Raw genomic sequence first — 19,585 nt, 5'->3', positions numbered from 1 at the left:
AGGCTTTCCGGTTGCTCACCGCCAGGCAATCGTCTCAAGGACGAACGTTTCGGCGCCGTCGGCGACGTATCTGGCGTGGCGGAAGTCGCGGATGGCGGCAAGCTTGCCGCCCTGCCAACTCAGCAGGATGAAGTATGCCGGTGCTGCCGTCGGGTCCTTGGGATCGCGCACGAGGATTGCCGGACGGTCCTCGACGAAACCAGACTGCAAATGCCAATCCCGCACCCTGGAATAATTGCCGAAATAGGTGGCCACCTCCTTGCGGCCGCTGAGCCTTGCCCTGGCCACCAGTTCCAGCCGCACTTCGTCGGCCAGCATGTCTCGCACGGCATCGAAATCGCGGGCGTTGAAGCGATCGACATAGGCGTCGAGCAACAGGCGCTCCGATGCACTCAGCCTGGGAACAGGACGATCGTCCTGTTCGTCGGCGAGCTCACGCAGCCGGCCACGGCCACGATGCAGCGCTGCCTTGATCGCGGGGATGCTGGTGTCGAGCATGGTGCTGATCTCCCGCAGCGAATAGCCCAGGACATCCATCATGATAACGCTGCTTCGCTGCGCGACGGGAAGGCGCATGAAACTGTGCAATCCGGCTGCCGCGGCCTGCCGGTCGGCGATGGAATTCGCAGCGTCGGCGATCATGTCCGGCTCCTCCTCGGAGAAAGTCCTCTCACGGGCGCGGCGGCGCAAAAAGTCGAGCGCCGCATTGTGGGCAATGCGAAACAGCCAGCCTTCGGGATTGGCGATCGGGGCGGTGCCGGCCAGAGCCTCGAATGCCTTGGCCAGCGCCTCCTGCACGACGTCCTCGCCATCGACGACCGAGCCCGTCATCCGGGCGCAGTAGCGATGCAGTTTGGGGCGCAATTCGCCGAACAAGCGGTCGAAAGGCTCTGGGATTTCGCCTGGATTGTTCATGCACCGGCCATTCTCGAAACGGTTCTATTCGTCCAGCATCCGATAGTGGCCCACCACTGTCATCACGTCACGCTGCGGAGGGTCGATGCAGCGATCCATGATGCCACTTTGGAAGGCCTGGAAGGCGGCAAGTCCTGTGATGAGGTCGGCATGCCCGTCGGTTTCGGTCTCGACGAGATGGACGAAAGTGCCGTCGCCGGAGCGCCAGGTCATGTAGCGAACGCCTTCCGGCGATTTGCCGCGCAGTTCCTCGAACACTGCCTTGACCAGGCGCTCGTTCTCGTCGGCCCGCTCCGGTTTCGTCTTGTAGCGTATCAAATGGTGTTTCATCGCATCGGCTCCCTTGGCTGTCGCGTGTCCAAGACGCGGCGGCCAGGCCAAAGGATTCGGATTCCGGAAAAAAGTCCCGTATCGGCCCGCACGGATGCTGGACGTCAGTCCTGGCTCCGATCGAGCAGGCGCCGCAGCATGGGTTCGATGCGCGAGAGCTCGTCGAGATGCGCGGCCGACAGTTCGGCCAGGCAACCGTCGGCGCGCTCGGTCAGCCGCAGCAGCACGCGGCGGTGGTCGTCCTTGTCCTGGTCGCGAGCGACCAGTCCTGCCTCGCCGAGACGGTTGACCAGTTCGACGGCGCTGTGGTGACGGATGCGCAGGCGTTCCGCCAGGTCGCCGACCGTCACCGGCCCGCCGCCGGGATATCCCTTGATCGCCAGCAGCGCTTGGTGCTGGCGCGGGGTCAGACCGGCGTCCTCGGCCTGCACCTGGCTGAATTCGAGGAAGCGGCGGATCAGGTAGCGGAACTCGGACAACCGCTGGTAGTCGGATTGCCTGATGGCGGGGCGTGGTGTCTTGGGCTGCGTCATATCGGAGATGTCTTCGTTTTCCGGTGAAAGCTCAAACGAAATTTCGAGCGAAAGCCGCTTGAACAGATATATCGTGTTACGATACATATCCGGCCAACAACCGGCTGGCCACTTCGACCGTGCCGCAGAACCCGAGACACGGCCGCCGCCAGGAAGCAAAGCCACCATGAACACCCATAACTCCAATCCCGATCACCTCCGGGATTTCACCACGGATGCCCGAGTGCTGCTCGTCGCCGCGATAGCGGTGGTGGTGGCGACCGCCGGGCTGTTTGCCGGCGTGGCGCTTCTGAAGCTGATCAGGTTCGCCACCAACATCGCCTATTTCGGCCAGTTCTCGCTTGCCGAGCTGAAGCTGCAGGATACGCCGCTCGGGCTTGCCGCCGTCATCGTTCCGGTCATCGGCGCGCTGATCATCGGCCTGATGGCGCGCTATGGCAGCGAAAAGATCCGCGGCCACGGCATTCCCGAGGCCATCGAGGCGATCCTGCTCGGACGCTCCAGGCTGGACGCCAAGGTGGCGATCCTGAAGCCGCTGTCGTCGGCGATCTCGATCGGCTCCGGCGGGCCGTTCGGCGCCGAGGGTCCGATCATCATGACCGGCGGCGCCATCGGCTCGTTGATCGCGCAGATGCTGCCGGTCTCGGACAACGAGCGCAAGACATTGCTGGTTGCGGGAGCGGCGGCCGGCATGACCACCGTGTTCGGCACGCCGATCGCGGCCATCATGCTGGCGGTCGAATTGCTGCTGTTCGAATGGACGCCACGCAGCTTCATCCCCGTGGCGGTGGCGGCCATCGTGGCCGAGGTGGAGCGCACCATGCTGCACATGCCGGGGCCGATCTTTCCGTTCGCGGGCAACATGGCCATCTCCTTCCTCGGCCTTGGCGGCTGGGTGCTGGTCGGCATATGCGCCGGCCTGTTGTCCGGGCTGCTGACCCAGATGGTCTATGCCTGCGAGGACGGCTTCCAGAAGCTGCCGATCCACTGGATGTGGTGGCCAATGCTCGGCGGCCTGGTGGTCGGCATAGGCGGCTTGATCGACCCACGGGCGCTAGGCGTCGGCTATGACAACATCGCCGACATGCTGGACGGCCGCACGATCGCGACGGCGGCGCTGCTGCTGCTGGCGGTCAAGGCCATCATATGGTCGGTGGCGCTCGGCTCGGGAACCTCGGGCGGCGTGCTGGCGCCGCTGTTGATCATGGGTGGCGCGATGGGGGCGGTGCTTGCAGGCATCCTGCCGGCGGCGGACCCGGGCTTCTGGGCACTGCTGGCAATGGCCGCCACCATGGGCGGCACGATGCGGGCGCCGCTGACAGCCACTTTCTTCGCCGTCGAGCTGACCGGCAACACTCATGTGCTGGTGCCGCTGATCGCGGCTTGTGCCGCCGCGCACGGGGTCACCGTCCTGCTGATGAAGCGTTCGATCCTGACCGAGAAGATCGCCAGGCGGGGGCACCATCTGGTTCGCGAATATCGCGTCGACCCCTTCGCGCTGACCAGGGTGCGCGAGGTGATGACGTCAGAGGTCGAGAGCGTGCCGGCGACGATGACGCTGCATGGTGCGGCCGCCTTCCTGACCGCGCCGGAAACCCGCCATCCGAGTTTTCCGGTTATCGATGAAAATAGGCAGGTGCTCGGCCTCATCGATCCGCCGGCGATCCTGCGCTGGCGCCGTGCCGGAAAGCACCGGACGGCTACGCTTGGCGAGCTGCTGGCCGGAAGCAAGGTGACGCTGGCCCATCCCGACGAATATCTGGAAGGCCTGTCGGACAAGCTGGTGACAGCCAATGTCTCGCATCTGCCGGTCGTGGAGCGTGAGGATGGAAGGTTGGTCGGCTATATCGGCTGGAAGGATCTGATGCGCGTGCGCTCGCGCAAGCAGGCCGAGGAGCGAGAGCGCTCCACCTTGCTCGGCTTCGGACGCGGGAAAAAGGCGGACGCGGCCGAGGGTGCGTAAGTTCAGGCGCTCGTCGCGCGCTTCGCCCATTCCAGGACATGCAGCCTGAGCGCCGAGGACAGGTTGGTGTCACGGGGCCGGGTCTCGTCGATTTCGGCGACGAGGGCGGCGAGTGTCAGCTTCCTGTTCGCCGCGATGGCGACGAGATCGTCATAGAAGGGCTTTTCGAGGGAATAGCTGGTGCGATGGCCGCGAATGGTCACCGAGCGCTTTTCGACGGCGCTCATTGATCGTCAGGCTGGGTGGGCTTTTCGCGGTGATGGCCCGCGACAAACCTTTCGCTCTTGTCGGCGATCAGGCGGTCGCGTTCCTTTTCGGCCTTGGTGCGACCGTGCAAGGCGCGATTCCGGCTGGCCGTTTGTGCCTTGTCGTCCCGCGCCTTCTGCTTGCGAGCCTGGCGGAGATTGACGATGTCGGCCACGGACCGCGAGCTATTTCTTGCGGAAGGCGTCGAGCGAGACCACTTCGGCGCCCTTGGTGCCGGCATCCGCCGCGGTTGCCTTCTTCTCCGCTTCGGCGGCGGCCTTCTTCTCGGCCTTCGGCTTCTTCTCGGAGACGATGGTCAGCGGCTCCGGCGCCGGTGCTGCCGGTTCTTCGTCGGGCTGCGCATCGGTCTTGACGTCGAATTCGAGCTCGAAATTGACCGAGGGGTCGTAGAAGCCGCGCACGGCCGAGAACGGGATTTCCAGTTTCTCCGGCACGTCGGAGAAGGAGAGACCGACCTCGAAACCGGTGTCGGTCACCTTCAGGTCCCAATACTGGAACTGGATGACGATGGTCATCTGCTCGGGATAGCGCTCGCGCAGCCGCGACGAGACGCGCACGCCCGGCGCGCCGGTCAGGAAGGTGATGAAGAAATGATGGTTGCCGGGGAGGCCGGTGCGCGCGACCTCTGCCAGGACCTTGCGCATGACGCCGCGCAACGCCTCCTGGGCCAGAATGTCGTAGCGGATATGGTCGTCGGCCATGAGGTGGTCGGGTTCCGTTGAATCGTCCGCATAGCTGTAATCAAGCTTGGGCGCGGCGTAAACCTGATATAGACCGCCGCCGCGCCGAAGCGAGGACTATTGCGAATGATTTGATCGGCAAGGCGGTTTGGCGGCAACGCCAAATGTTATGCGTTAGCCAGCGCAGCGTGTCTTTTGACGCTGGTCGGGGAAGGGCGCTTGCCGAAAGCGCGCAGGAAGGTGCGCACTCCGTTTGTCGCCGATTGCACCACCTCATCCTCGCTCGGCGTGCCGCCGAGCATGAAGGTGGTCTGCAGTTCGGCATTGACGAGGCCGAGGAACTGGCGCGCCGCGACATCGGGATCGTGGATCGCGAGATAGCCGCCATAGGCGAGGCGGGCGAAGCGGGCGGCGATCGCCGGCCATGTCCTTCCGGGTCCCTGTTCGCGCCATTCGGCAAAGAGCTCGGGATAGCGCTCGCCCTCGGTCTGGATCAGCTTGCGCAGGAATTTTCCGTCGCGGTTGCAGATGCAGTTCTGGTTCAGGCGCACGGCAAAACCGATCAGGTCGGCCTCGAGATCCCCAGGCTGATCGGGAAAGGTGGCGATGGTGGCGAAAATGCCGGCGTTGCAGCGCTCGGTCAGGTCGCGCACGACCGCGATGAACAGCTTTTCCTTGTCGCCATGGTGGTTGTAGACCGTCTGGCGCGACACGCCGGCCTCAACCGCTATCAGGTCGATATTGGCGCCGGCGAAACCTTCGCGGCAGAACACGCCGGCAGCGGCGTCGACGATCGACAGGCGCTTGGCCTCGTGGCCGCGTGGCGGGAAAGTGTCAGGAGAAACGCCCGATCTCATGAAAATCCATATAGAGGTGATTGACCATTTAGACAAGACTGTCTAAATTTGTGGACACGATATAAGGGGATTTCGCTCCGGAGGCGAATAAATTTGCTCCAGGAGTAGGAAACCCACGGGATGGAACGTCCTAGGGTCAGACGTCGCCTGGCGGCGGCAACCAGATTCGAAAGAAGCCATTATCATGAATCCCAAATTCCTCCGCATCGCGGTCGTGCTCGGCCTGTTGTCCGCCATCGGTCCGTTCGCCATCGACATGTATCTGCCCGCTTTGCCGTCGATCGGCACCGATCTGCATGCCGGCACCGCCGCCGTGCAGATGAGCCTTTTGATCTTCTTCCTGTCGATGGGCTTCGGCCAGATCGTCGTCGGGCCGATCTCCGATATGGTCGGCCGCAAGCTTCCGCTCTATGGCGGCCTGGCGCTGTTCATGGCCGGCGGCATCGGCTCGGCAATGGCGCCGACCATCGAGTGGCTGATCGCCTTCCGCTTCCTGCAGGGGCTTGGCGCGAGTGCCGGAATGGCCATTCCGCGCGCCATCGTGCGCGACCTGCACACCGGCAATGAGGCCGCCAAACTGATGTCGCTGCTGATGCTGGTGTTTTCGGTGTCGCCGATCCTGGCGCCGCTGACCGGCAGCCAGATCATCGAGAATTTCGGCTGGCGCGCCGTATTCTGGACGGTGACCGGCGCGGCGGTGCTTGCCACCATCCTGCTCGCGACCTCGCTCAAGGAGACACGGCCGGTGGAAGAACGCGTCGGGTCCTCCTTCGGTACAGCCCTTGCCGGCTACCGCTTCCTGATGGGCGACCGTAATTTCCTCGGCTTGGTGGCGATCGCCGGCTTCGGCATTGCGAGCTTCTTCGTCTATCTGTCGAGCTCCTCCTTCATCCTGATCGACCATTACGGGCTGTCGCCTTCGGTCTACAGCGTGTTCTTCTCGATCAACGCGGTTGCCTTTATCGGCATGTCGCAGTTGACGGGCCTGCTTTCCGAACGGTTCGGACTGAAGCGTGTGGTGTGGGTGGCGGTGACCGGCTACGCGACGACGATGGTTGTGCTGTTCGCGATCATGGCGACGGGCGTCGACCGGCTGGACGTGATGGCGGCCCTGCTGTTCGTCGGCTACGGCTTCCTCGGCTTGGTCATCCCGACCACATCGGTGCTGGCCATGGAAGAGCATGGCGAGATCGCCGGCACGGCGTCGGCGCTGATGGGCACGCTGCACTTCGCCATCGGCGCGCTCGCCATGGGCGTCGCCGGTGTGTTCTTCGACGGCACGCCGCTGCCGATGGTCGCCGGCATCACGCTCTGCGCGGTGATCTCGTTCGCCCTGGCGAAAGTCACGCTTGGCCGTTCGCGCGAAGCGGTCGAAGCGCCGGCGGAATAGGAAAATCCTCAATGAACCAGGAGCGGCCGGGTCGATCCCGGCCCTCTTTGTGTCGAAGCCGGCGTTTGCCTCCGCGTTGACGACCGCGCTCTGGTTGCTGACGCTCAGTTGAGTTCCTGGGCGAGGCCGATGAGAAGCCCTTCAGGCCCACGGATGTAGCAGAGCCGATACACGTCCTTGTACTCGACAACTTCGCCTACGAGTTGCGCGCCGCGCGTGCGGAGCCTTGCAAGCGTGTCGTCGATGTCGTCCACGGTGAACATGACGCGGAGATAGCCCAGAGCGTTGACCGGGGCGGTCCGGTGATCCGCGACGACAGGCGGCGCGAGGAAGCGGGACAGCTCCAGCCGGCTGTGGCCGTCCGGCGTGCGCATCATGGCAATCTCGACATGCTGGTCGCCCAGTCCGGTGACGCGCCCGGCCCATTCTCCTTCGACCGTGGCCCGCCCTTCGAGCTCGAGGCCGAGTTCGCGAAAGAAATCGATCGCCCCTCCGAGGTCTTCGACGACGATTCCTACATTGTCCATCCGCTTGAGCGCCATGTTTTCGATCTCCAAGGGCGTTTCAGTTTACAAGGTATCGCCTGGTCCAACAACGCACAGGAAAGGCCGGACCCGTCAGACTTTTTTGTCCATTGATGAAGGGATGCGCGACTGTTTCGCGGCTAAGCGGCCACGCGAAATCGGCCAGAGCCGAGCCTGCCGTTGCGTGACGATGGTGAAGAGAAAGAAGTGGAGGTTTCTGTTGCCAGGTACCTCCGAACCCCGCCTAGAAGTGCGAACCCCTAGGGCTTGATTTGAAGCTATCGCACTGCATTAAGCAGCGAGACGTGCTTCCGCATAGTTGTCGTTGGCAACTATAAGTTTAGCCCGATGACGGTGGTACAATGCCGGGCAAAAGTACGATCTTTACACCTTCGTCGATCCTATTTCGCCCCCAGCAAAAACCGCTCTGTCCTCAACAGCGGCTTTTGGTGGAGGCGCCGGGTACCGCCCCCGGGTCCGAACGGCTTATTTCATCGCCCATTTATCGCCATAGTCGGTCAAGCCGACAAAACGAATATAGGGGGGCTCGCGCGGAAATGAAAGGCCGCAATGGTGCTTTGTCCCCGTGTCAAATCGCGACGCCAAGGGTTGACTTGGGCGCGGTCTCAACCGAAGCTTCGCGGGCGGTGAGGACTTGCCAACCTAGCGCACAAGTTGCGAAGCGCGCCACAGCCCTCATCGATCGGATCCGTGGCGCCGACGAGGGGAATTCTGATGGCCGACTATCTTGCGGATGTGAAGAAATATGACGCCGCGGCAAGTGCCGATGCGGTCGAAAAAATCGTCAAGCACCTGGGCATTGCGCTGAGGAACCGCGATTCCTCGCTGGTGTCCTGCACGGATCCGAAGGAATTGGCCCGGGTCAAGGAGAGCTGGGTGGCCAAGAAGCTCGGCGTCAGCGACGGGGCGAAGGCCGACGCGGCAATCGAGAAGACCTGCAAGGCGATGCACGCCGACAATACCAAGAACCGCGTGACCTTCTACTATCTGGTGGCCAAGGACCTGGGCAAGCTCGGCTCTCTCTGAGACCTTTGGTTATTCATTCTGGCGGCCGGCTGGCGATTTCCGCGCTTCCGGTTCGCCGGGGAGGATTCTGGGCAGGCTTCGTTCCCTGCTGAATGGGGACGATCTCAGACAAGCGTGGCGTCAGCGCCTATATGCGCTATGATCGACGAGATCCCGAATCGAGCCCCGAACCGATGCGCCAGTATCTCGACCTCCTGCAGCATGTGCTGGACAACGGCGCCGATCGCGGCGACCGCACCGGCACCGGCACGCGCTCCGTCTTCGGCTACCAGATGCGCTTCGATTTGGCGCGCGGCTTTCCGGTCACCACCACCAAGAAGCTGCATCTGAAGTCGATCATCCATGAACTCCTATGGTTCCTCGCCGGCGACACCAACATCAAGTACCTGACCGACCACGGCGTTTCCATCTGGGATGAGTGGGCCGACGAGAATGGCGATCTCGGCCCCGTCTACGGCAGGCAGTGGCGGTCCTGGCCAGACGGCCATGGCGGCTCGATCGACCAGATCGCCAATCTTCTCAAGGAGATCCGCCGCAATCCTCAATCACGGCGGCTGATCGTCTCGGCCTGGAATCCCGCCGAGGTGGAAGCCATGGCGCTGCCGCCTTGCCACTGCCTGTTCCAGTTCTACGTGTCCGAGGGCCGGCTTTCCTGCCAGCTCTACCAGCGTTCCGCCGACATCTTCCTCGGCGTGCCCTTCAACATCGCGTCCTACGCACTGCTGACGCTGATGGTGGCGCAGGTGACTGGGCTTAAGCCGGGCGATTTCGTCCACACGCTTGGCGACGCGCATCTCTACTCGAACCATTTCGAGCAGGCGCGCGAACAGTTGCGGCGCACGCCGAGGACCCTGCCGACGATGTGGATCAATCCTGAGGTGAAGGACCTTTTCGCCTTTCGCTTCGAGGATTTCCGGCTGGAAAACTACGTCGCCGACGCGTCGATCAAGGCGCCCATCGCGGTCTGAGCTGCGGCCTTCCGGTCGATGCCACCATCGCGTCCGCGGCCTTGGCCACGGCATAGGCCTGCTTGCCCTCTTCGGGCTTGAGGTCGGCGACGGCTTCGTTGGTGATCGAGGCGGTGACGATGGCGCCGCCGCCGATGTCGATGCGGACATGCGAGGTGGTGGCTCCCTTGAGGATCTCGGTGATCATTCCCTCGAGGACATTGCGGGCGCTGATCTTCATTGGAGTTCCTTTCGCGGCGGCGGTCTTATCAGAGCAATCATGCAGCGCCAGACGGAGTTTCGGTAGGCAGGCCCTTTCCTTGTTATATCCATGCGGATATATCGGTGTGCAGGCTTCGAGCCGATCGGATTTTAGAACCCAGGAGAGTTTTCGATGGCGCGCAAAGGTTTCGGGTTGAGTGCAATCGCCGTTGGCGGTCTTGCGGCGGCGCTGATGGCGGCAACGCCGGCAGCGCACGCGGAAGACAAGCTCGTGGTGTTCGCGGCAGCCAGTCTCAAGGATGCGCTCGATGCGGTGAACAAGGCCTGCGAGACCGATGTCGGCGAAGCCGCCACCGTTTCCTATGCCGCCAGTTCGGCATTGGCCAAGCAGATCGAGGGCGGGGCGCCGGCCGACATCTTCATCTCCGCCGATCTCGACTGGATGAAATATCTCTCCGACAAGAAGCTGACCAAGCCCGACACAGAAGTGAAGTTGCTGGGCAACGAGATCGTGCTGGTGGCGCCGAAGGATTCGACGGTCGAAACCAAGATCGAGAAAGGCTTTGACCTCGCCAAGCTGGTCGGCGACGGCAAGCTTGCCATGGGCGACTTCAAGGCTGTGCCGGCCGGCAAATACGGCAAGGCGGCATTGGAATCGCTCGGCGTCTGGTCCTCGGTCGAGGGCAAGGTGGCGCAGGCCGAGAATGTCCGTGCGGCGCTGAAGCTGGTTTCGACTGGTGAGGCCGCGCTCGGCATCGTCTATGCCACCGACGCGCACGCCGAAAAGGGGGTCAAGGTGGTCGGCACCTTCCCGGAGGACACACATCCGCCGATCATCTATCCGGTTGCCCAGACAGCCGATTCGAAGGACAAGGATACCCCGGCCTTCCTGAAGTGCCTGCAGTCCGCCAAGGCCGGCGCGCTCTTTAGGGAACAGGGTTTTACCGTGCTCACGCCGAGCAACTGAGTCGGCAAGCACCTGAGTTCGAAAAGGCCCGATACCGTACTATGAGCTGGCTGCTGGACCTCACTCCCGACGAATGGAATGCGGTCCGGCTGTCCATCAAGGTGGCGACGGTGGCGATGCTCGCCAGCCTGCCGCCGGGCATAGCGATCGCGCTGCTGCTTGCCCGGGGGCAATTCTGGGGCAAGACGCTGCTCAACGGGGTGGTGCACCTGCCGCTGATCCTGCCACCCGTGGTAACCGGCTATCTCCTGCTTTTGACGTTCGGCAAACGCGGCCCGGCCGGTGCCTTTCTCGCCGAACATTTCGGTATCGTCTTCTCGTTTCGCTGGACGGGTGCCGCCCTGGCCTGCGGTGTCATGGGCTTCCCCCTGATGGTGCGGGCGATCCGGCTGTCGATCGAGGCGGTGGATCGCAAGATGGAGGCGGCGGCGGGAACGCTCGGCGCCAACCCGCTGTGGGTGTTCGGCACCATCACGCTGCCGCTGATCCTGCCCGGGCTGATCGCCGGCGCCATCCTGTCCTTTGCCAAGGCGATGGGCGAGTTCGGCGCGACCATCACTTTCGTCTCCAACATTCCTGGCGAGACGCAGACGCTGCCGTCGGCGATCTACACTTTTACCCAGGTGCCGGGCGGCGACGAAGGGGCCCTGCGGCTGACGCTGATTTCGATCGTCATCTCGATGGCGGCATTGGTCGCATCGGAAGTGCTGGCGCGGCGGGTCGGGCGGCGGATGGACATCGAATGAGCGTCCTTGTCGACATCGGCCACCGGCTTGGCGATTTCGCCGTCGAGGCCCGCTTTGAGAGCGCCGGACGGCTGACGGCGCTGTTTGGGCCGTCCGGTTCCGGCAAGACGACGCTGATCAACATGATTGCCGGGCTGATCCGGCCGGACAAGGGGCGCATTGAGGTCGATGGCCGCGTGCTGGTCGACACTGGTGCAGGCATTTTCCTGCCAAGGCACAAACGCCGCATCGGCATGGTGTTCCAGGATGCGCGCCTGTTTCCGCATATGAGCGTGATCAGCAATCTGCGCTACGGCCGCTGGTTCACGCCGGCGGCGGAACGCTACGCGGATATGGACGCCGTTGTGGACTTGCTGGGCATCGGCCCGCTGCTTGGCCGACGGCCGGCAAAACTCTCGGGCGGCGAGAAACAGCGCGTGGCGATCGGCAGGGCGCTGCTGGCCAGCCCCAGACTGCTGCTCATGGACGAGCCGCTGGCCTCGCTCGACGAAGCGCGCAAGGCCGAGATCCTGCCCTATATCGAGCGGCTGCGCGACGAAACGAAGATCCCCATCGTCTATGTCAGCCATTCGGTCGCCGAGGTGGCGCGGCTGGCGAGCGACGTGGTGATGTTGGCGCAGGGCAAGGTCACGGCCAGCGGTCCGACCGACGCTGTCATGCAAAGGCTCGACCTGTTGCCGGTGGAAGAGCGCGGCGAGGGTGGTGCCGTGCTGGACACGAAGGTGCTGCGTCACGACGAGGCTTTTGGGATGACCGTGCTCGGCTCGGCCGCCGGCGAGATCCGCGTGCCGCGCCTTGCGATGAAGGCCGGGGCTCCCGTGCGTATCCGCATTCGTGCTCGCGATGTGATGATCGCCGCGGAGAAACCGACGGGCCTCAGTGCCCTCAATATCCTGCCCGGCACGATCGTCGCGATCAGTCCGGGCGAGGGGCCGACGGTCGAAATCGGCATCGACTGCAATGGCGCAACGGTGCTCGCCCGCATCACCGAACAGTCACGGCAGGCGCTGGAGCTGCGGCTCGGCGGCAAGGTCTTCGCGGTGGTCAAGACCGTGAGCTTCGACCGGGGAAATACCGGCGCCGGCCTGCCGCTCGAGGTCGATGGCTGACAGCGGCGGCGATCGGCGCTATATTGTTTTGGAATAACGGTCGCCGAAGCTGAAGCGATCGCGGAGGAGCAAAAATGCCGTCGCTGAGCTTGCGGATAAATCTCGATCCGGACGGACGGATCGGTCCTGGCAAGATCGAGCTTCTGGAGCACATCGCCACCTTCGGTTCGATCTCGGCCGCCGCGCGCGGCATGGAGATGTCCTACAAGCACGCATGGGACTTGGTCGAGGACATGAACCGGGTGTTCGGAAAGCCGCTGGTGGCCGCGCAGACCGGCGGCCGCAAAGGCGGCGGCGCGCAACTGACGACCGTCGGCCTGGCCGTGGTCAGCCGTTTTCGCGCCATCGAACGCGCGGCGAGTGCGGCCGCGTCAACGCATATGGATGCGTTGCAGGCGGAGATTGAGGCGGGATAGGGGAGTAGTGAGTATGAGCAGTGAAGGCAGCCTAATCCCTACTGACTACTCCGGCTTTCGCAGCAAATACGTATCCATGATCCAGCCTTTCTTCCGGCGGGCTTCGTCGCGGCGCTTTTCGATTTCGGCGCCGACATTGCCAAGGCGGCCGGAGATGATGATCTCGTCGGGCGTGCCGAGATAGGCGCCCCATTGGATGAAAAGGTCCTGGTCGGCCAGCGTGTTGAAGGCGCATTTGCCGTCGAGCATGACGACGGCGCTGCCTGCATTGTCCGGCATGCCTTCCTCGGTCAGGCGGCGGCCGGTGGTGATCAGCACGGGATCGCCGATGCGGTTCAGCGCCGTTTTGTGGCTGGCTGCCAGCGCCTGGATAGCCGTTATGCCGGGAATGACTTCCAGGTCGAACGCAACATTGCCCCTCAGGCGCACGCGCTCGAGGATGCGCAGGGCGCTGTCATAGAGCGAAGGATCGCCCCAGATCAGGAAGGCGCCGCAGCCGCCCCCGGAGATCTCGTCGCGGATCAGTCCCTCGTAGATGGCGGCGATGGCTTCGTGCCAGTCGTCGACGGTCGAGCGATAGGAAGAGGTTGGTTCGGCGCGCACGGGCACGTCGAACTCGACCCGGCGTGAGGCCGGGTTGGTGACGAAGCGGTCGCAGATCCCGCGCCGCAGGTCGGCAAGGTCGGTCTTGTCGGTCCCCTTGTCGGGAATAAACAGGACGTCCGCCCTGTTCAGGCTTGCTATGGCCTGGACGGTCATGTGGTCGGGATTGCCGGCGCCTATGCCGATGACGAGAAGCTTGCGCATGGCGCGAACTCCTGCCCCATCGGAACCTGTTAGTCCAGACCGCCTGCGTGTCCAGACCGCTTGCGTGTCCAGACCGCTTGCGCTTGCGTGTGCAGACCGCGTGCGTGTCCAGACCGCCTGCCTGTCCAAACCAGTCACGCACGCCCAGCAAGCGGAAGGGCTTTGAAACGCCGCATTGAAACGGCTAGGGTCATCCAGGCATTCCAGCCGAGGGGGCTTCGATGTTGCGATCTGTTCTGGCTTTAGCGTTGGCGCTTTCAGCCGCGCCCGCGATGGCCAATGATTCGGTTGCCGAGCTTGGCACCGGCGGCGTGATCCTGTCGCGCAGCGATGCCGTGGCGATGCAAAGCGAGGATCTTTTCATCTCCCCCGAAAAGGTGACGGTGGACTACGTCTTCCACAACAACATCGACAAGGATGTCGAGGCGATCGTCGCCTTCCCGATGCCCGACATTTCGGGCGATCCCGAAGAGATGCCGGCGATCCCGGAAAACCAGAGCGACAATTTCCTCGGCTTCGAGGTGACGATCGACGGCGTCGCGGCCAAGCCCCAACTCGAGCAGAAGGTGCTCGCGCTCGGCATCGACATCGGCGCCGACCTCAAGGCGCAAAACGTGCCCTTCAATCCGTTCGGCGACGCGGCCAGGGCGGCGCTGGCGAAGCTGCCGCAAGCGGTGGCTGACGACTGGGTCAACCGCGGCATCATCATCGAGGATTCGGCAGCCGACAGTGGCCAAAAACCGGTCTATTCGCCGTTCTGGCAATTGCGCTCGACCTATTGGTGGCGCGCGACCTTTCCGGCCAACAAGGACGTTCACGTCTCGCACAGCTACAAGCCCAGCGTGGGCGGCACATCCTCGGTCAGTTTCTTCAATGAAGGCCAGTTCCAGAACTCATACGCCGCCTACAAGAGCCGCTACTGCATGGACGACACATTCGAGAATGCGGTGCGCAAGGCGGCGAAGGACAATCCGGACGGCTATCCCAAATTCTACGAAAGCCGCATCGCCTATATCCTGACCACCGGGGGCAACTGGGCGGCGGGCACCATCGGCAAGTTCAAGCTGACCGTCGACAAGGGCAATCCGAAAGCCCTGGTCTCGTTCTGCGGCGACAACGTCAAAAAGGTCGGGCCGACGCGTTTCGAGATGAAGGCGAACGATTTCTATCCCGAGCACGACATCGACATCCTCCTGCTCGTACCGTCGGACAGCAATGGCGGGGACGCAAACTGATGCACGTCGCGATCTATGTCGCCATTGCCGAGAACGGCGTGATCGGGCGGGATGGCGGGTTGCCGTGGCGGCTCTCCACCGACCTCAAGCGGTTCAAGGCCGACACGATGGGCAAGCCTATCATCATGGGCCGCAAGACCTATGAAGGCATCGGCCGGCCGCTGCCGGGCAGGCTGAACATCGTCGTCACGCGCGATGAGGCCTGGCGCGCCGAGGGCGTGGAGGTGGCGCATACGCTGGAAGCCGCGATCCAACTGGCGACCGTGCGTGGACGCCGCATGACGGGCGTCGACGAGGTCTGCATCATCGGCGGCGGCCAAATCTATGCCCAGGCGCTGCCACTGGCCGACCGTCTGCACGTGACCCATGTGCTGGCCGCCGTCGATGGCGACGCGCATTTCCCGCCGATCGACCTTAATACATGGCAAGTGGTCAGTTCGCAGGAGATTGCGTCAGGAGAAAAGGACAGCCATGCGACGCGCTATACGGTTTATGAGCGCCACCGCCAGATAGTTTGAAGATAAAGGACGACAAAGGGTCGCTACCGGTTCAAAACGGATGAAGTCGGCGGCGCATCGCGTTGAAAGCGTGCCGTGGCGTCCCTATAGAAGAACGACACTGGATTTGCGCCGTAACCGCGGCGCTTGAGGGAATTCCAAGCGAAAGGACATTCATGCCCTGGAACGACAAAGGTGGCGGCGGCGGCGGCCCGTGGGGTGGCGGCGGTAACAATCAGGGGCCCTGGGGGCAGGGACCGAAGGGGCCGAGCGGCCCGCAGGGGTCGCCTCCCGACCTCGAAGACATCATTCGCCGTGGCCAGGATCGGTTGCGGCGTGCGCTGCCCGGCGGCGGCGGCGCCAGTCCGGCGGTGTTCGGCCTGATCGCCGCGGTGCTGGTCGTTCTGTGGGCCTTCCAGGCGGTCTATACCGTGCAGCCCGACGAGGTCGCGGTCGAACTGCGCTTCGGCAAGCCGAAGGCCGAACTTTCCCAGCCAGGTCTGCATTTCCACTGGTGGCCTCTCGAGACCGTCGAGACGGCGAAGATTTCTGAGCAGCTCGTCGACATTGGCGGCGGCAACACCAGCGGCAACGGGCTGATGCTCTCGGGCGACCAGAACATCGTCAATGTGCAGTTTTCGGTGGCCTACCAGGTCTCCGATCCCCGCGCTTACCTGTTCGACGTCTCCGACCCGGATGGCATGCTGCGGCAGGTTGCCGAGAGCGCCATGCGCGAAGCCGTCGGCCGCCGGCCGGCGCAGGACATTTTCCGCGACGATCGCCAGGGCATTGCGGCCTCGGTGCGCGAGATCATCCAGACGACGCTGGACGGCTACAAGGCCGGTCTCAACGTCAACGCCGTCTCCATCGAGGATGCGGCGCCGCCACGCGAGGTGGCTGATGCGTTCGACGAGGTGCAGCGCGCCGAGCAGGACGAGGACAAGTTCGTCGAGCAGGCCAATCAGTATTCCAACCAGAAGCTCGGCCAGGCACGCGGCGAGGCGGCCCAGGTCCGCGAAGACGCGGCCGCCTACAAAAACCGTGTGGTGCAGGAAGCCGCAGGTGAGGCCCAGCGCTTCATCTCGGTCTACGACGAATATGCCAAAGCCCCCGATGTCACGCGCAAACGCCTTTATCTGGAAACCATGGAGAGGGTTCTGAAGGACTCGAGCAAGGTCATCGTCGAGCAGGGCAACGGACAAGGTGTCTTGCCTTATCTGCCGCTGCCCGCATTGCAGCCGAAGCCGCCGGCACCGGCCGCGCCCGCCGCGAACACGGGAGGTACCAAGTGATGGCCAACCGTCTTCCCATCTTCGGCGTCGTGGCGGCGGTCATCCTCTTCCTGATCTATTCCTCGGTCTTCGTGGTCAATGCGCGCCAGCAGGCGCTGGTGCTCCGCTTCGGTGAGATCGTCGACGTCAAGAGCGAGCCCGGCATCTACTTCAAGGCGCCGTTCTCGTTCTTCGACGCAGATACGGTGCAACTGATCGAAAACAGGGTGCTGCGCTTCGACCTCGACAACATCCGCGTCCAGGTCTCGGGCGGCAAGTTCTATGAGGTCGATGCCTTCATCGCCTATCGCATCTCGGATCCGCGCGTCTTCCGGGCGGCCGTGTCCGGCCAGATCGAACTGGCCGAAGCGCGGCTCAGGACGCGTCTCGACGCTGCCCTGCGCCGCGTCTACGGTTTGCGCGATTTCGAGGCCGCGCTTTCCGAAGAGCGTGCCGTGATGATGCGCGAAGTGCGCGATCAGCTCAGGCCCGACGCCACGTCTCTCGGCTTGCAGATCGAGGATGTCCGGATCCGCCGTACCGACCTGACGGCCGAAGTTTCACAGCAGACCTACGATCGCATGAAGGCGGAACGCCTGGCGGAGGCTGCGCGGCTGAGGGCACGCGGCAACGAAGCGGCACAGCGCATCACCGCGCGCGCCGATCGTGAAGTGGTCGAGATCGTTGCCGAAGCGCAGAAGGAGTCGGAGATCCTGCGCGGTGAGGGCGAAGCGCAGCGCAGTGCCACCTTCGCCGACGCCTACAAGCGCGATCCCGCCTTCTTCGACTTCTACCGGTCGATGAATGCCTATGGCACCGCGCTGGACAACACCGGGACGACCATGGTGCTGTCGCCGAGTTCGGAGTTCTTCCGCTACTTCCGCGATCCCGACGGCAAGGAAGGACCGGCGAAACCGACGTCGCCGGCGCCGGCCGCGGCACCTGCCGCGCCGACGACACAACCCAGCACCGGCCAGTAACGGCCGGTGCAGGATTTCTTGGCGGCGATAGGCCTGGTCCTTGTCATAGAGGGCTTGGTCTATGGCGGCTTCCCCCGCCTTGCGAAGAAGCTCGCGGGCGAAGTGCTGTCGATGCCGGAGAATGCTTTGCGGATCGGCGGGCTGGCGGCGATCGCCATTGGTGTCGGCGTCGTCTGGCTGGTGCGGGGCGTGTAGAGGCGGCGGTTTGCGGAATAACGCTCGATTTACACTCCGCCGATAGTCATAGCCGCAAACGTGCCGTATTTCTTGCCATCATGGCGCGACACGGCGTTTTCGTCGAAGCGCTTTTCTCTTTTAGAAATGCCGGGAGGCTTCTCGATGACATCCAACACCCTTTTGGCCGCCGCTCGACGGACGTTGATGGCCGGCGCGGCCGCGCTGGTGCTGAGCGCCGTCGCCGTTCCGTCCTTGATGACCCCGACATTCGCCGCCGACGGACCAGCCTCGGTCGCCGACCTGGCGCAAGGCGTGCTTGGCGCGGTGGTCAACATCTCCACCTCGCAGACGGTGAAGGGGACGGAAGGGCCGGGCGCGGTGCCGATGCCGCAACTGCCCGAAGGCTCGCCGTTCCAGGATTTCTTCGACGATTTCTTCAAGAACCGCGGTGGCGAAAAGGATGGCGGCTCGCAGAAGGTGCAGTCGCTCGGTTCGGGTTTCGTCATCGACGCCGAACAAGGCATCGTCGTCACCAACAACCATGTCATCGCCGATGCCGACGACATCGAGGTCAATTTCTCCGATGGCGTGACCTTGAAGGCGACGCTGGTCGGCACCGACACCAAGACCGACGTCGCGGTGCTGAAGGTCGATCCGAAAGGCCACAAGCTGACAGCGGTGAAATTCGGCGATTCCACCAAGATGCGCGTCGGCGACTGGGTGATGGCGGTCGGCAATCCGTTCGGCCTCGGCGGCACGGTTACGGTCGGCATCGTCTCGGCGCGCAACCGCGACATCAATTCAGGCCCCTATGACGACTTCATCCAGACCGACGCGGCGATCAACCGCGGCAATTCGGGCGGACCGCTGTTCAACAGCGCCGGCGAGGTCATCGGCATGAACACCGCGATCATTTCGCCGTCCGGCGGCTCGATCGGCATCGGCTTCTCCATTCCCTCGCAGCTCGCGTCGGGCGTCGTCGAGCAGTTGCGCCAATATGGCGAGACGCGGCGCGGCTGGCTCGGCGTGCGCATCCAGCCGGTGACGGACGACATCGCGGAAAGCCTCGGCATGGCGACCGCCAAGGGCGCGCTGGTGGCCGGCGTCATCAAGGGCGGACCAGTCGACAACGGCACCATCCAGGCCGGCGACGTCATCATCAAGTTCGACGGCAAGGACATCCATGAAATGCGCGACCTGCCGCGTGTCGTCGCCGAAAGCCCGGTGGGCAAGGCAGTCGACGTGCTGATCGTGCGCAAGGGTGTCGAGCAGACGGTGAAGGTGACGCTCGGCCGGCTCGAGGATGGCGAGAAGCTGGCCAGCGGCGAGAACGGCAATACCGATCAGAACAAGGGCGCTGACAAGGCTCCGGCCGTCTCGACCGCCTCGGTGCTTGGCATGACGGTCGGCGAACTCAACGACGAGACTCGCAAGAAGTTCAGCATCGCCGGCGATGTCTCCGGCGTCGTCATCACCGACGTGGCCAAGGACTCCGCCGCCGCCGAACGCGGTATCCAGCCGGGCGAGGTGATCACCGAGATCGCACAGGAGTCGGTCGCCACGCCCAAGGACGTCATGGACCGGATCGGTGCGCTGAAGGAGCAGGGCCGCAAGAACGCGCTCTTGATGCTGGCGTCGAAGACCGGTGAGCTCAGGTTCGTGACGATCCGAATGGATTGAGATTTCAATACGGCGATTTGAAAAA

24 protein-coding genes and 1 other RNA gene are annotated in these 19,585 nt (G+C 63.6%); 14 read left to right on the top strand and 11 right to left on the bottom strand.

Annotated features, from left to right (window positions below; genetic code table 11):
* Positions 1 to 15 precede the first annotated feature (15 nt).
* From AC3CB8_RS23145 to AC3CB8_RS23135, 3 genes are all read right to left on the bottom strand, one after another.
* On the bottom strand, positions 16 to 915 hold the full coding sequence (locus tag AC3CB8_RS23145) for a sigma-70 family RNA polymerase sigma factor (RefSeq protein ID WP_023782677.1): 900 nt from the start codon (positions 913 to 915) through the stop codon (positions 16 to 18).
* A gap of 24 nt (positions 916 to 939) precedes the next feature.
* Complete coding sequence (locus tag AC3CB8_RS23140) at positions 940 to 1,245, bottom strand: hypothetical protein (RefSeq protein ID WP_352563882.1); 306 nt, start codon at positions 1,243 to 1,245, stop codon at positions 940 to 942.
* Positions 1,246 to 1,349: 104 nt separating this feature from the next.
* The gene (locus AC3CB8_RS23135; RefSeq protein ID WP_031247585.1) at positions 1,350 to 1,778 is read right to left on the bottom strand and encodes a MarR family winged helix-turn-helix transcriptional regulator; all 429 of its coding nucleotides are present in this window, start codon (positions 1,776 to 1,778) and stop codon (positions 1,350 to 1,352) included.
* Between the two features lie 166 nt (positions 1,779 to 1,944).
* On the opposite strand from AC3CB8_RS23135, the gene AC3CB8_RS23130 reads away from it, so the two are divergent.
* Positions 1,945 to 3,741 (top strand): chloride channel protein, encoded by a 1,797-nt coding sequence (locus AC3CB8_RS23130; RefSeq protein ID WP_352563883.1) that lies wholly within the window; start codon positions 1,945 to 1,947, stop codon positions 3,739 to 3,741.
* Positions 3,742 to 3,743: 2 nt separating this feature from the next.
* Here the strand turns inward: AC3CB8_RS23130 and AC3CB8_RS23125 are convergent, their stop codons facing one another.
* From AC3CB8_RS23125 to AC3CB8_RS23110, 4 genes are all read right to left on the bottom strand, one after another.
* Positions 3,744 to 3,968, bottom strand: a complete 225-nt coding sequence (locus tag AC3CB8_RS23125; protein WP_352563884.1) for a ribbon-helix-helix domain-containing protein — start codon at positions 3,966 to 3,968, stop codon at positions 3,744 to 3,746.
* Complete coding sequence (locus tag AC3CB8_RS23120; protein WP_023769711.1) at positions 3,965 to 4,162, bottom strand: DUF4169 family protein; 198 nt, start codon at positions 4,160 to 4,162, stop codon at positions 3,965 to 3,967. Before AC3CB8_RS23120 ends, AC3CB8_RS23125 begins: the two co-directional genes overlap by 4 nt.
* 10 nt (positions 4,163 to 4,172) lie before the next feature.
* Positions 4,173 to 4,709: an SspB family protein gene (locus AC3CB8_RS23115; RefSeq protein ID WP_023782673.1), complete on the bottom strand. Its 537-nt coding sequence runs from the start codon at positions 4,707 to 4,709 to the stop codon at positions 4,173 to 4,175.
* Between the two features lie 146 nt (positions 4,710 to 4,855).
* On the bottom strand, positions 4,856 to 5,545 hold the full coding sequence (locus AC3CB8_RS23110) for a TetR/AcrR family transcriptional regulator (protein WP_023769714.1): 690 nt from the start codon (positions 5,543 to 5,545) through the stop codon (positions 4,856 to 4,858).
* A gap of 184 nt (positions 5,546 to 5,729) precedes the next feature.
* Here AC3CB8_RS23110 and AC3CB8_RS23105 point away from each other — a divergent pair, with 184 nt between their 5' ends.
* On the top strand, positions 5,730 to 6,935 hold the full coding sequence (locus AC3CB8_RS23105; protein WP_023782672.1) for a multidrug effflux MFS transporter: 1,206 nt from the start codon (positions 5,730 to 5,732) through the stop codon (positions 6,933 to 6,935).
* A 104-nt stretch (positions 6,936 to 7,039) separates the two neighbouring features.
* Here the strand turns inward: AC3CB8_RS23105 and AC3CB8_RS23100 are convergent, their stop codons facing one another.
* Positions 7,040 to 7,477 carry a VOC family protein gene (locus AC3CB8_RS23100; RefSeq protein ID WP_023792070.1) on the bottom strand — a complete coding sequence of 146 codons (438 nt, stop codon included), beginning with the start codon at positions 7,475 to 7,477 and terminating at the stop codon, positions 7,040 to 7,042.
* 188 nt (positions 7,478 to 7,665) lie between these two features.
* Positions 7,666 to 8,026: a transfer-messenger RNA gene (gene ssrA, locus AC3CB8_RS23095) on the bottom strand.
* 168 nt (positions 8,027 to 8,194) lie between these two features.
* On the opposite strand from ssrA, the gene AC3CB8_RS23090 reads away from it, so the two are divergent.
* A complete protein-coding gene (locus tag AC3CB8_RS23090; protein ID WP_015317265.1) occupies positions 8,195 to 8,506 on the top strand; it encodes a DUF2853 family protein in 312 nt (103 codons plus the stop codon).
* Positions 8,507 to 8,679: 173 nt separating this feature from the next.
* A complete protein-coding gene (locus tag AC3CB8_RS23085; protein ID WP_023782671.1) occupies positions 8,680 to 9,474 on the top strand; it encodes a thymidylate synthase in 795 nt (264 codons plus the stop codon).
* Here the strand turns inward: AC3CB8_RS23085 and AC3CB8_RS23080 are convergent.
* Positions 9,452 to 9,694, bottom strand: coding sequence for a TOBE domain-containing protein (locus tag AC3CB8_RS23080; RefSeq protein WP_352563886.1), 243 nt, complete (start codon positions 9,692 to 9,694; stop codon positions 9,452 to 9,454). The two genes, AC3CB8_RS23085 and AC3CB8_RS23080, sit on opposite strands and share 23 nt — an antisense overlap.
* Positions 9,695 to 9,847: 153 nt before the next feature.
* On the opposite strand from AC3CB8_RS23080, the gene modA reads away from it, so the two are divergent.
* The 4 genes from modA (at position 9,848) to AC3CB8_RS23060 (ending at position 12,913) form a co-directional block, all read left to right on the top strand.
* Entirely contained in the window at positions 9,848 to 10,642 is a 795-nt protein-coding gene (gene modA, locus AC3CB8_RS23075; RefSeq protein WP_352563887.1) for a molybdate ABC transporter substrate-binding protein, read from the top strand.
* A 41-nt stretch (positions 10,643 to 10,683) separates the two neighbouring features.
* Positions 10,684 to 11,388 carry a molybdate ABC transporter permease subunit gene (gene modB / locus AC3CB8_RS23070; RefSeq protein ID WP_023782669.1) on the top strand — a complete coding sequence of 235 codons (705 nt, stop codon included), beginning with the start codon at positions 10,684 to 10,686 and terminating at the stop codon, positions 11,386 to 11,388.
* On the top strand, positions 11,385 to 12,497 hold the full coding sequence (gene modC, locus AC3CB8_RS23065; RefSeq protein ID WP_352548650.1) for a molybdenum ABC transporter ATP-binding protein: 1,113 nt from the start codon (positions 11,385 to 11,387) through the stop codon (positions 12,495 to 12,497). The genes modB and modC overlap by 4 nt, the downstream gene beginning before the upstream one ends.
* Positions 12,498 to 12,571: 74 nt before the next feature.
* Positions 12,572 to 12,913 carry a winged helix-turn-helix domain-containing protein gene (locus AC3CB8_RS23060; protein WP_023769721.1) on the top strand — a complete coding sequence of 114 codons (342 nt, stop codon included), beginning with the start codon at positions 12,572 to 12,574 and terminating at the stop codon, positions 12,911 to 12,913.
* A gap of 45 nt (positions 12,914 to 12,958) precedes the next feature.
* Here the strand turns inward: AC3CB8_RS23060 and cobF are convergent, their stop codons facing one another.
* The gene (gene cobF / locus AC3CB8_RS23055) at positions 12,959 to 13,720 is read right to left on the bottom strand and encodes a precorrin-6A synthase (deacetylating) (RefSeq protein ID WP_023769722.1); all 762 of its coding nucleotides are present in this window, start codon (positions 13,718 to 13,720) and stop codon (positions 12,959 to 12,961) included.
* Positions 13,721 to 13,941: 221 nt separating this feature from the next.
* Here cobF and AC3CB8_RS23050 point away from each other — a divergent pair, with 221 nt between their 5' ends.
* The 6 genes from AC3CB8_RS23050 (at position 13,942) to AC3CB8_RS23025 (ending at position 19,560) form a co-directional block, all read left to right on the top strand.
* Positions 13,942 to 14,955, top strand: coding sequence for a DUF4424 domain-containing protein (locus AC3CB8_RS23050; protein ID WP_352548653.1), 1,014 nt, complete (start codon positions 13,942 to 13,944; stop codon positions 14,953 to 14,955).
* Positions 14,955 to 15,473, top strand: coding sequence for a dihydrofolate reductase (locus tag AC3CB8_RS23045; protein ID WP_023769724.1), 519 nt, complete (start codon positions 14,955 to 14,957; stop codon positions 15,471 to 15,473). The genes AC3CB8_RS23050 and AC3CB8_RS23045 overlap by 1 nt, the downstream gene beginning before the upstream one ends.
* Before the next feature lie 155 nt (positions 15,474 to 15,628).
* On the top strand, positions 15,629 to 16,744 hold the full coding sequence (hflK, locus tag AC3CB8_RS23040) for an FtsH protease activity modulator HflK (protein ID WP_023769725.1): 1,116 nt from the start codon (positions 15,629 to 15,631) through the stop codon (positions 16,742 to 16,744).
* Positions 16,744 to 17,703 carry a protease modulator HflC gene (gene hflC / locus AC3CB8_RS23035; RefSeq protein WP_023792047.1) on the top strand — a complete coding sequence of 320 codons (960 nt, stop codon included), beginning with the start codon at positions 16,744 to 16,746 and terminating at the stop codon, positions 17,701 to 17,703. The genes hflK and hflC overlap by 1 nt, the downstream gene beginning before the upstream one ends.
* Positions 17,704 to 17,709: 6 nt before the next feature.
* A complete protein-coding gene (locus tag AC3CB8_RS23030; RefSeq protein WP_352563888.1) occupies positions 17,710 to 17,898 on the top strand; it encodes a DUF2065 domain-containing protein in 189 nt (62 codons plus the stop codon).
* 144 nt (positions 17,899 to 18,042) lie between these two features.
* Positions 18,043 to 19,560, top strand: a complete 1,518-nt coding sequence (locus AC3CB8_RS23025) for a DegQ family serine endoprotease (protein ID WP_023792041.1) — start codon at positions 18,043 to 18,045, stop codon at positions 19,558 to 19,560.
* Positions 19,561 to 19,585 lie beyond the last annotated feature (25 nt).

It is taken from the genome of Mesorhizobium sp. P160927 (assembly GCF_057766385.1).
This window is presented reverse-complemented; position numbering and strand designations above follow the sequence as displayed.

Bases quoted from the DNA above. Each gene is read 5' to 3' on its own strand.
- AC3CB8_RS23145 (WP_023782677.1), bottom strand. From the start codon at position 915: ATGAACAATCCAGGCGAAATCCCAGAGCCTTTCGACCGCTTGTTCGGC.
- AC3CB8_RS23140 (WP_352563882.1), bottom strand. From the start codon at position 1,245: ATGAAACACCATTTGATACGCTACAAGACGAAACCGGAGCGGGCCGAC.
- AC3CB8_RS23135 (WP_031247585.1), bottom strand. From the start codon at position 1,778: ATGACGCAGCCCAAGACACCACGCCCCGCCATCAGGCAATCCGACTAC.
- AC3CB8_RS23130 (WP_352563883.1), top strand. From the start codon at position 1,945: ATGAACACCCATAACTCCAATCCCGATCACCTCCGGGATTTCACCACG.
- AC3CB8_RS23125 (WP_352563884.1), bottom strand. From the start codon at position 3,968: ATGAGCGCCGTCGAAAAGCGCTCGGTGACCATTCGCGGCCATCGCACC.
- AC3CB8_RS23115 (WP_023782673.1), bottom strand. From the start codon at position 4,709: ATGGCCGACGACCATATCCGCTACGACATTCTGGCCCAGGAGGCGTTG.
- AC3CB8_RS23110 (WP_023769714.1), bottom strand. From the start codon at position 5,545: ATGAGATCGGGCGTTTCTCCTGACACTTTCCCGCCACGCGGCCACGAG.
- AC3CB8_RS23105 (WP_023782672.1), top strand. From the start codon at position 5,730: ATGAATCCCAAATTCCTCCGCATCGCGGTCGTGCTCGGCCTGTTGTCC.
- AC3CB8_RS23100 (WP_023792070.1), bottom strand. From the start codon at position 7,477: ATGGCGCTCAAGCGGATGGACAATGTAGGAATCGTCGTCGAAGACCTC.
- AC3CB8_RS23090 (WP_015317265.1), top strand. From the start codon at position 8,195: ATGGCCGACTATCTTGCGGATGTGAAGAAATATGACGCCGCGGCAAGT.
- AC3CB8_RS23085 (WP_023782671.1), top strand. From the start codon at position 8,680: ATGCGCCAGTATCTCGACCTCCTGCAGCATGTGCTGGACAACGGCGCC.
- AC3CB8_RS23080 (WP_352563886.1), bottom strand. From the start codon at position 9,694: ATGAAGATCAGCGCCCGCAATGTCCTCGAGGGAATGATCACCGAGATC.
- modA (WP_352563887.1), top strand. From the start codon at position 9,848: ATGGCGCGCAAAGGTTTCGGGTTGAGTGCAATCGCCGTTGGCGGTCTT.
- modB (WP_023782669.1), top strand. From the start codon at position 10,684: ATGAGCTGGCTGCTGGACCTCACTCCCGACGAATGGAATGCGGTCCGG.
- modC (WP_352548650.1), top strand. From the start codon at position 11,385: ATGAGCGTCCTTGTCGACATCGGCCACCGGCTTGGCGATTTCGCCGTC.
- AC3CB8_RS23060 (WP_023769721.1), top strand. From the start codon at position 12,572: ATGCCGTCGCTGAGCTTGCGGATAAATCTCGATCCGGACGGACGGATC.
- cobF (WP_023769722.1), bottom strand. From the start codon at position 13,720: ATGCGCAAGCTTCTCGTCATCGGCATAGGCGCCGGCAATCCCGACCAC.
- AC3CB8_RS23050 (WP_352548653.1), top strand. From the start codon at position 13,942: ATGTTGCGATCTGTTCTGGCTTTAGCGTTGGCGCTTTCAGCCGCGCCC.
- AC3CB8_RS23045 (WP_023769724.1), top strand. From the start codon at position 14,955: ATGCACGTCGCGATCTATGTCGCCATTGCCGAGAACGGCGTGATCGGG.
- hflK (WP_023769725.1), top strand. From the start codon at position 15,629: ATGCCCTGGAACGACAAAGGTGGCGGCGGCGGCGGCCCGTGGGGTGGC.
- hflC (WP_023792047.1), top strand. From the start codon at position 16,744: ATGGCCAACCGTCTTCCCATCTTCGGCGTCGTGGCGGCGGTCATCCTC.
- AC3CB8_RS23025 (WP_023792041.1), top strand. From the start codon at position 18,043: ATGACATCCAACACCCTTTTGGCCGCCGCTCGACGGACGTTGATGGCC.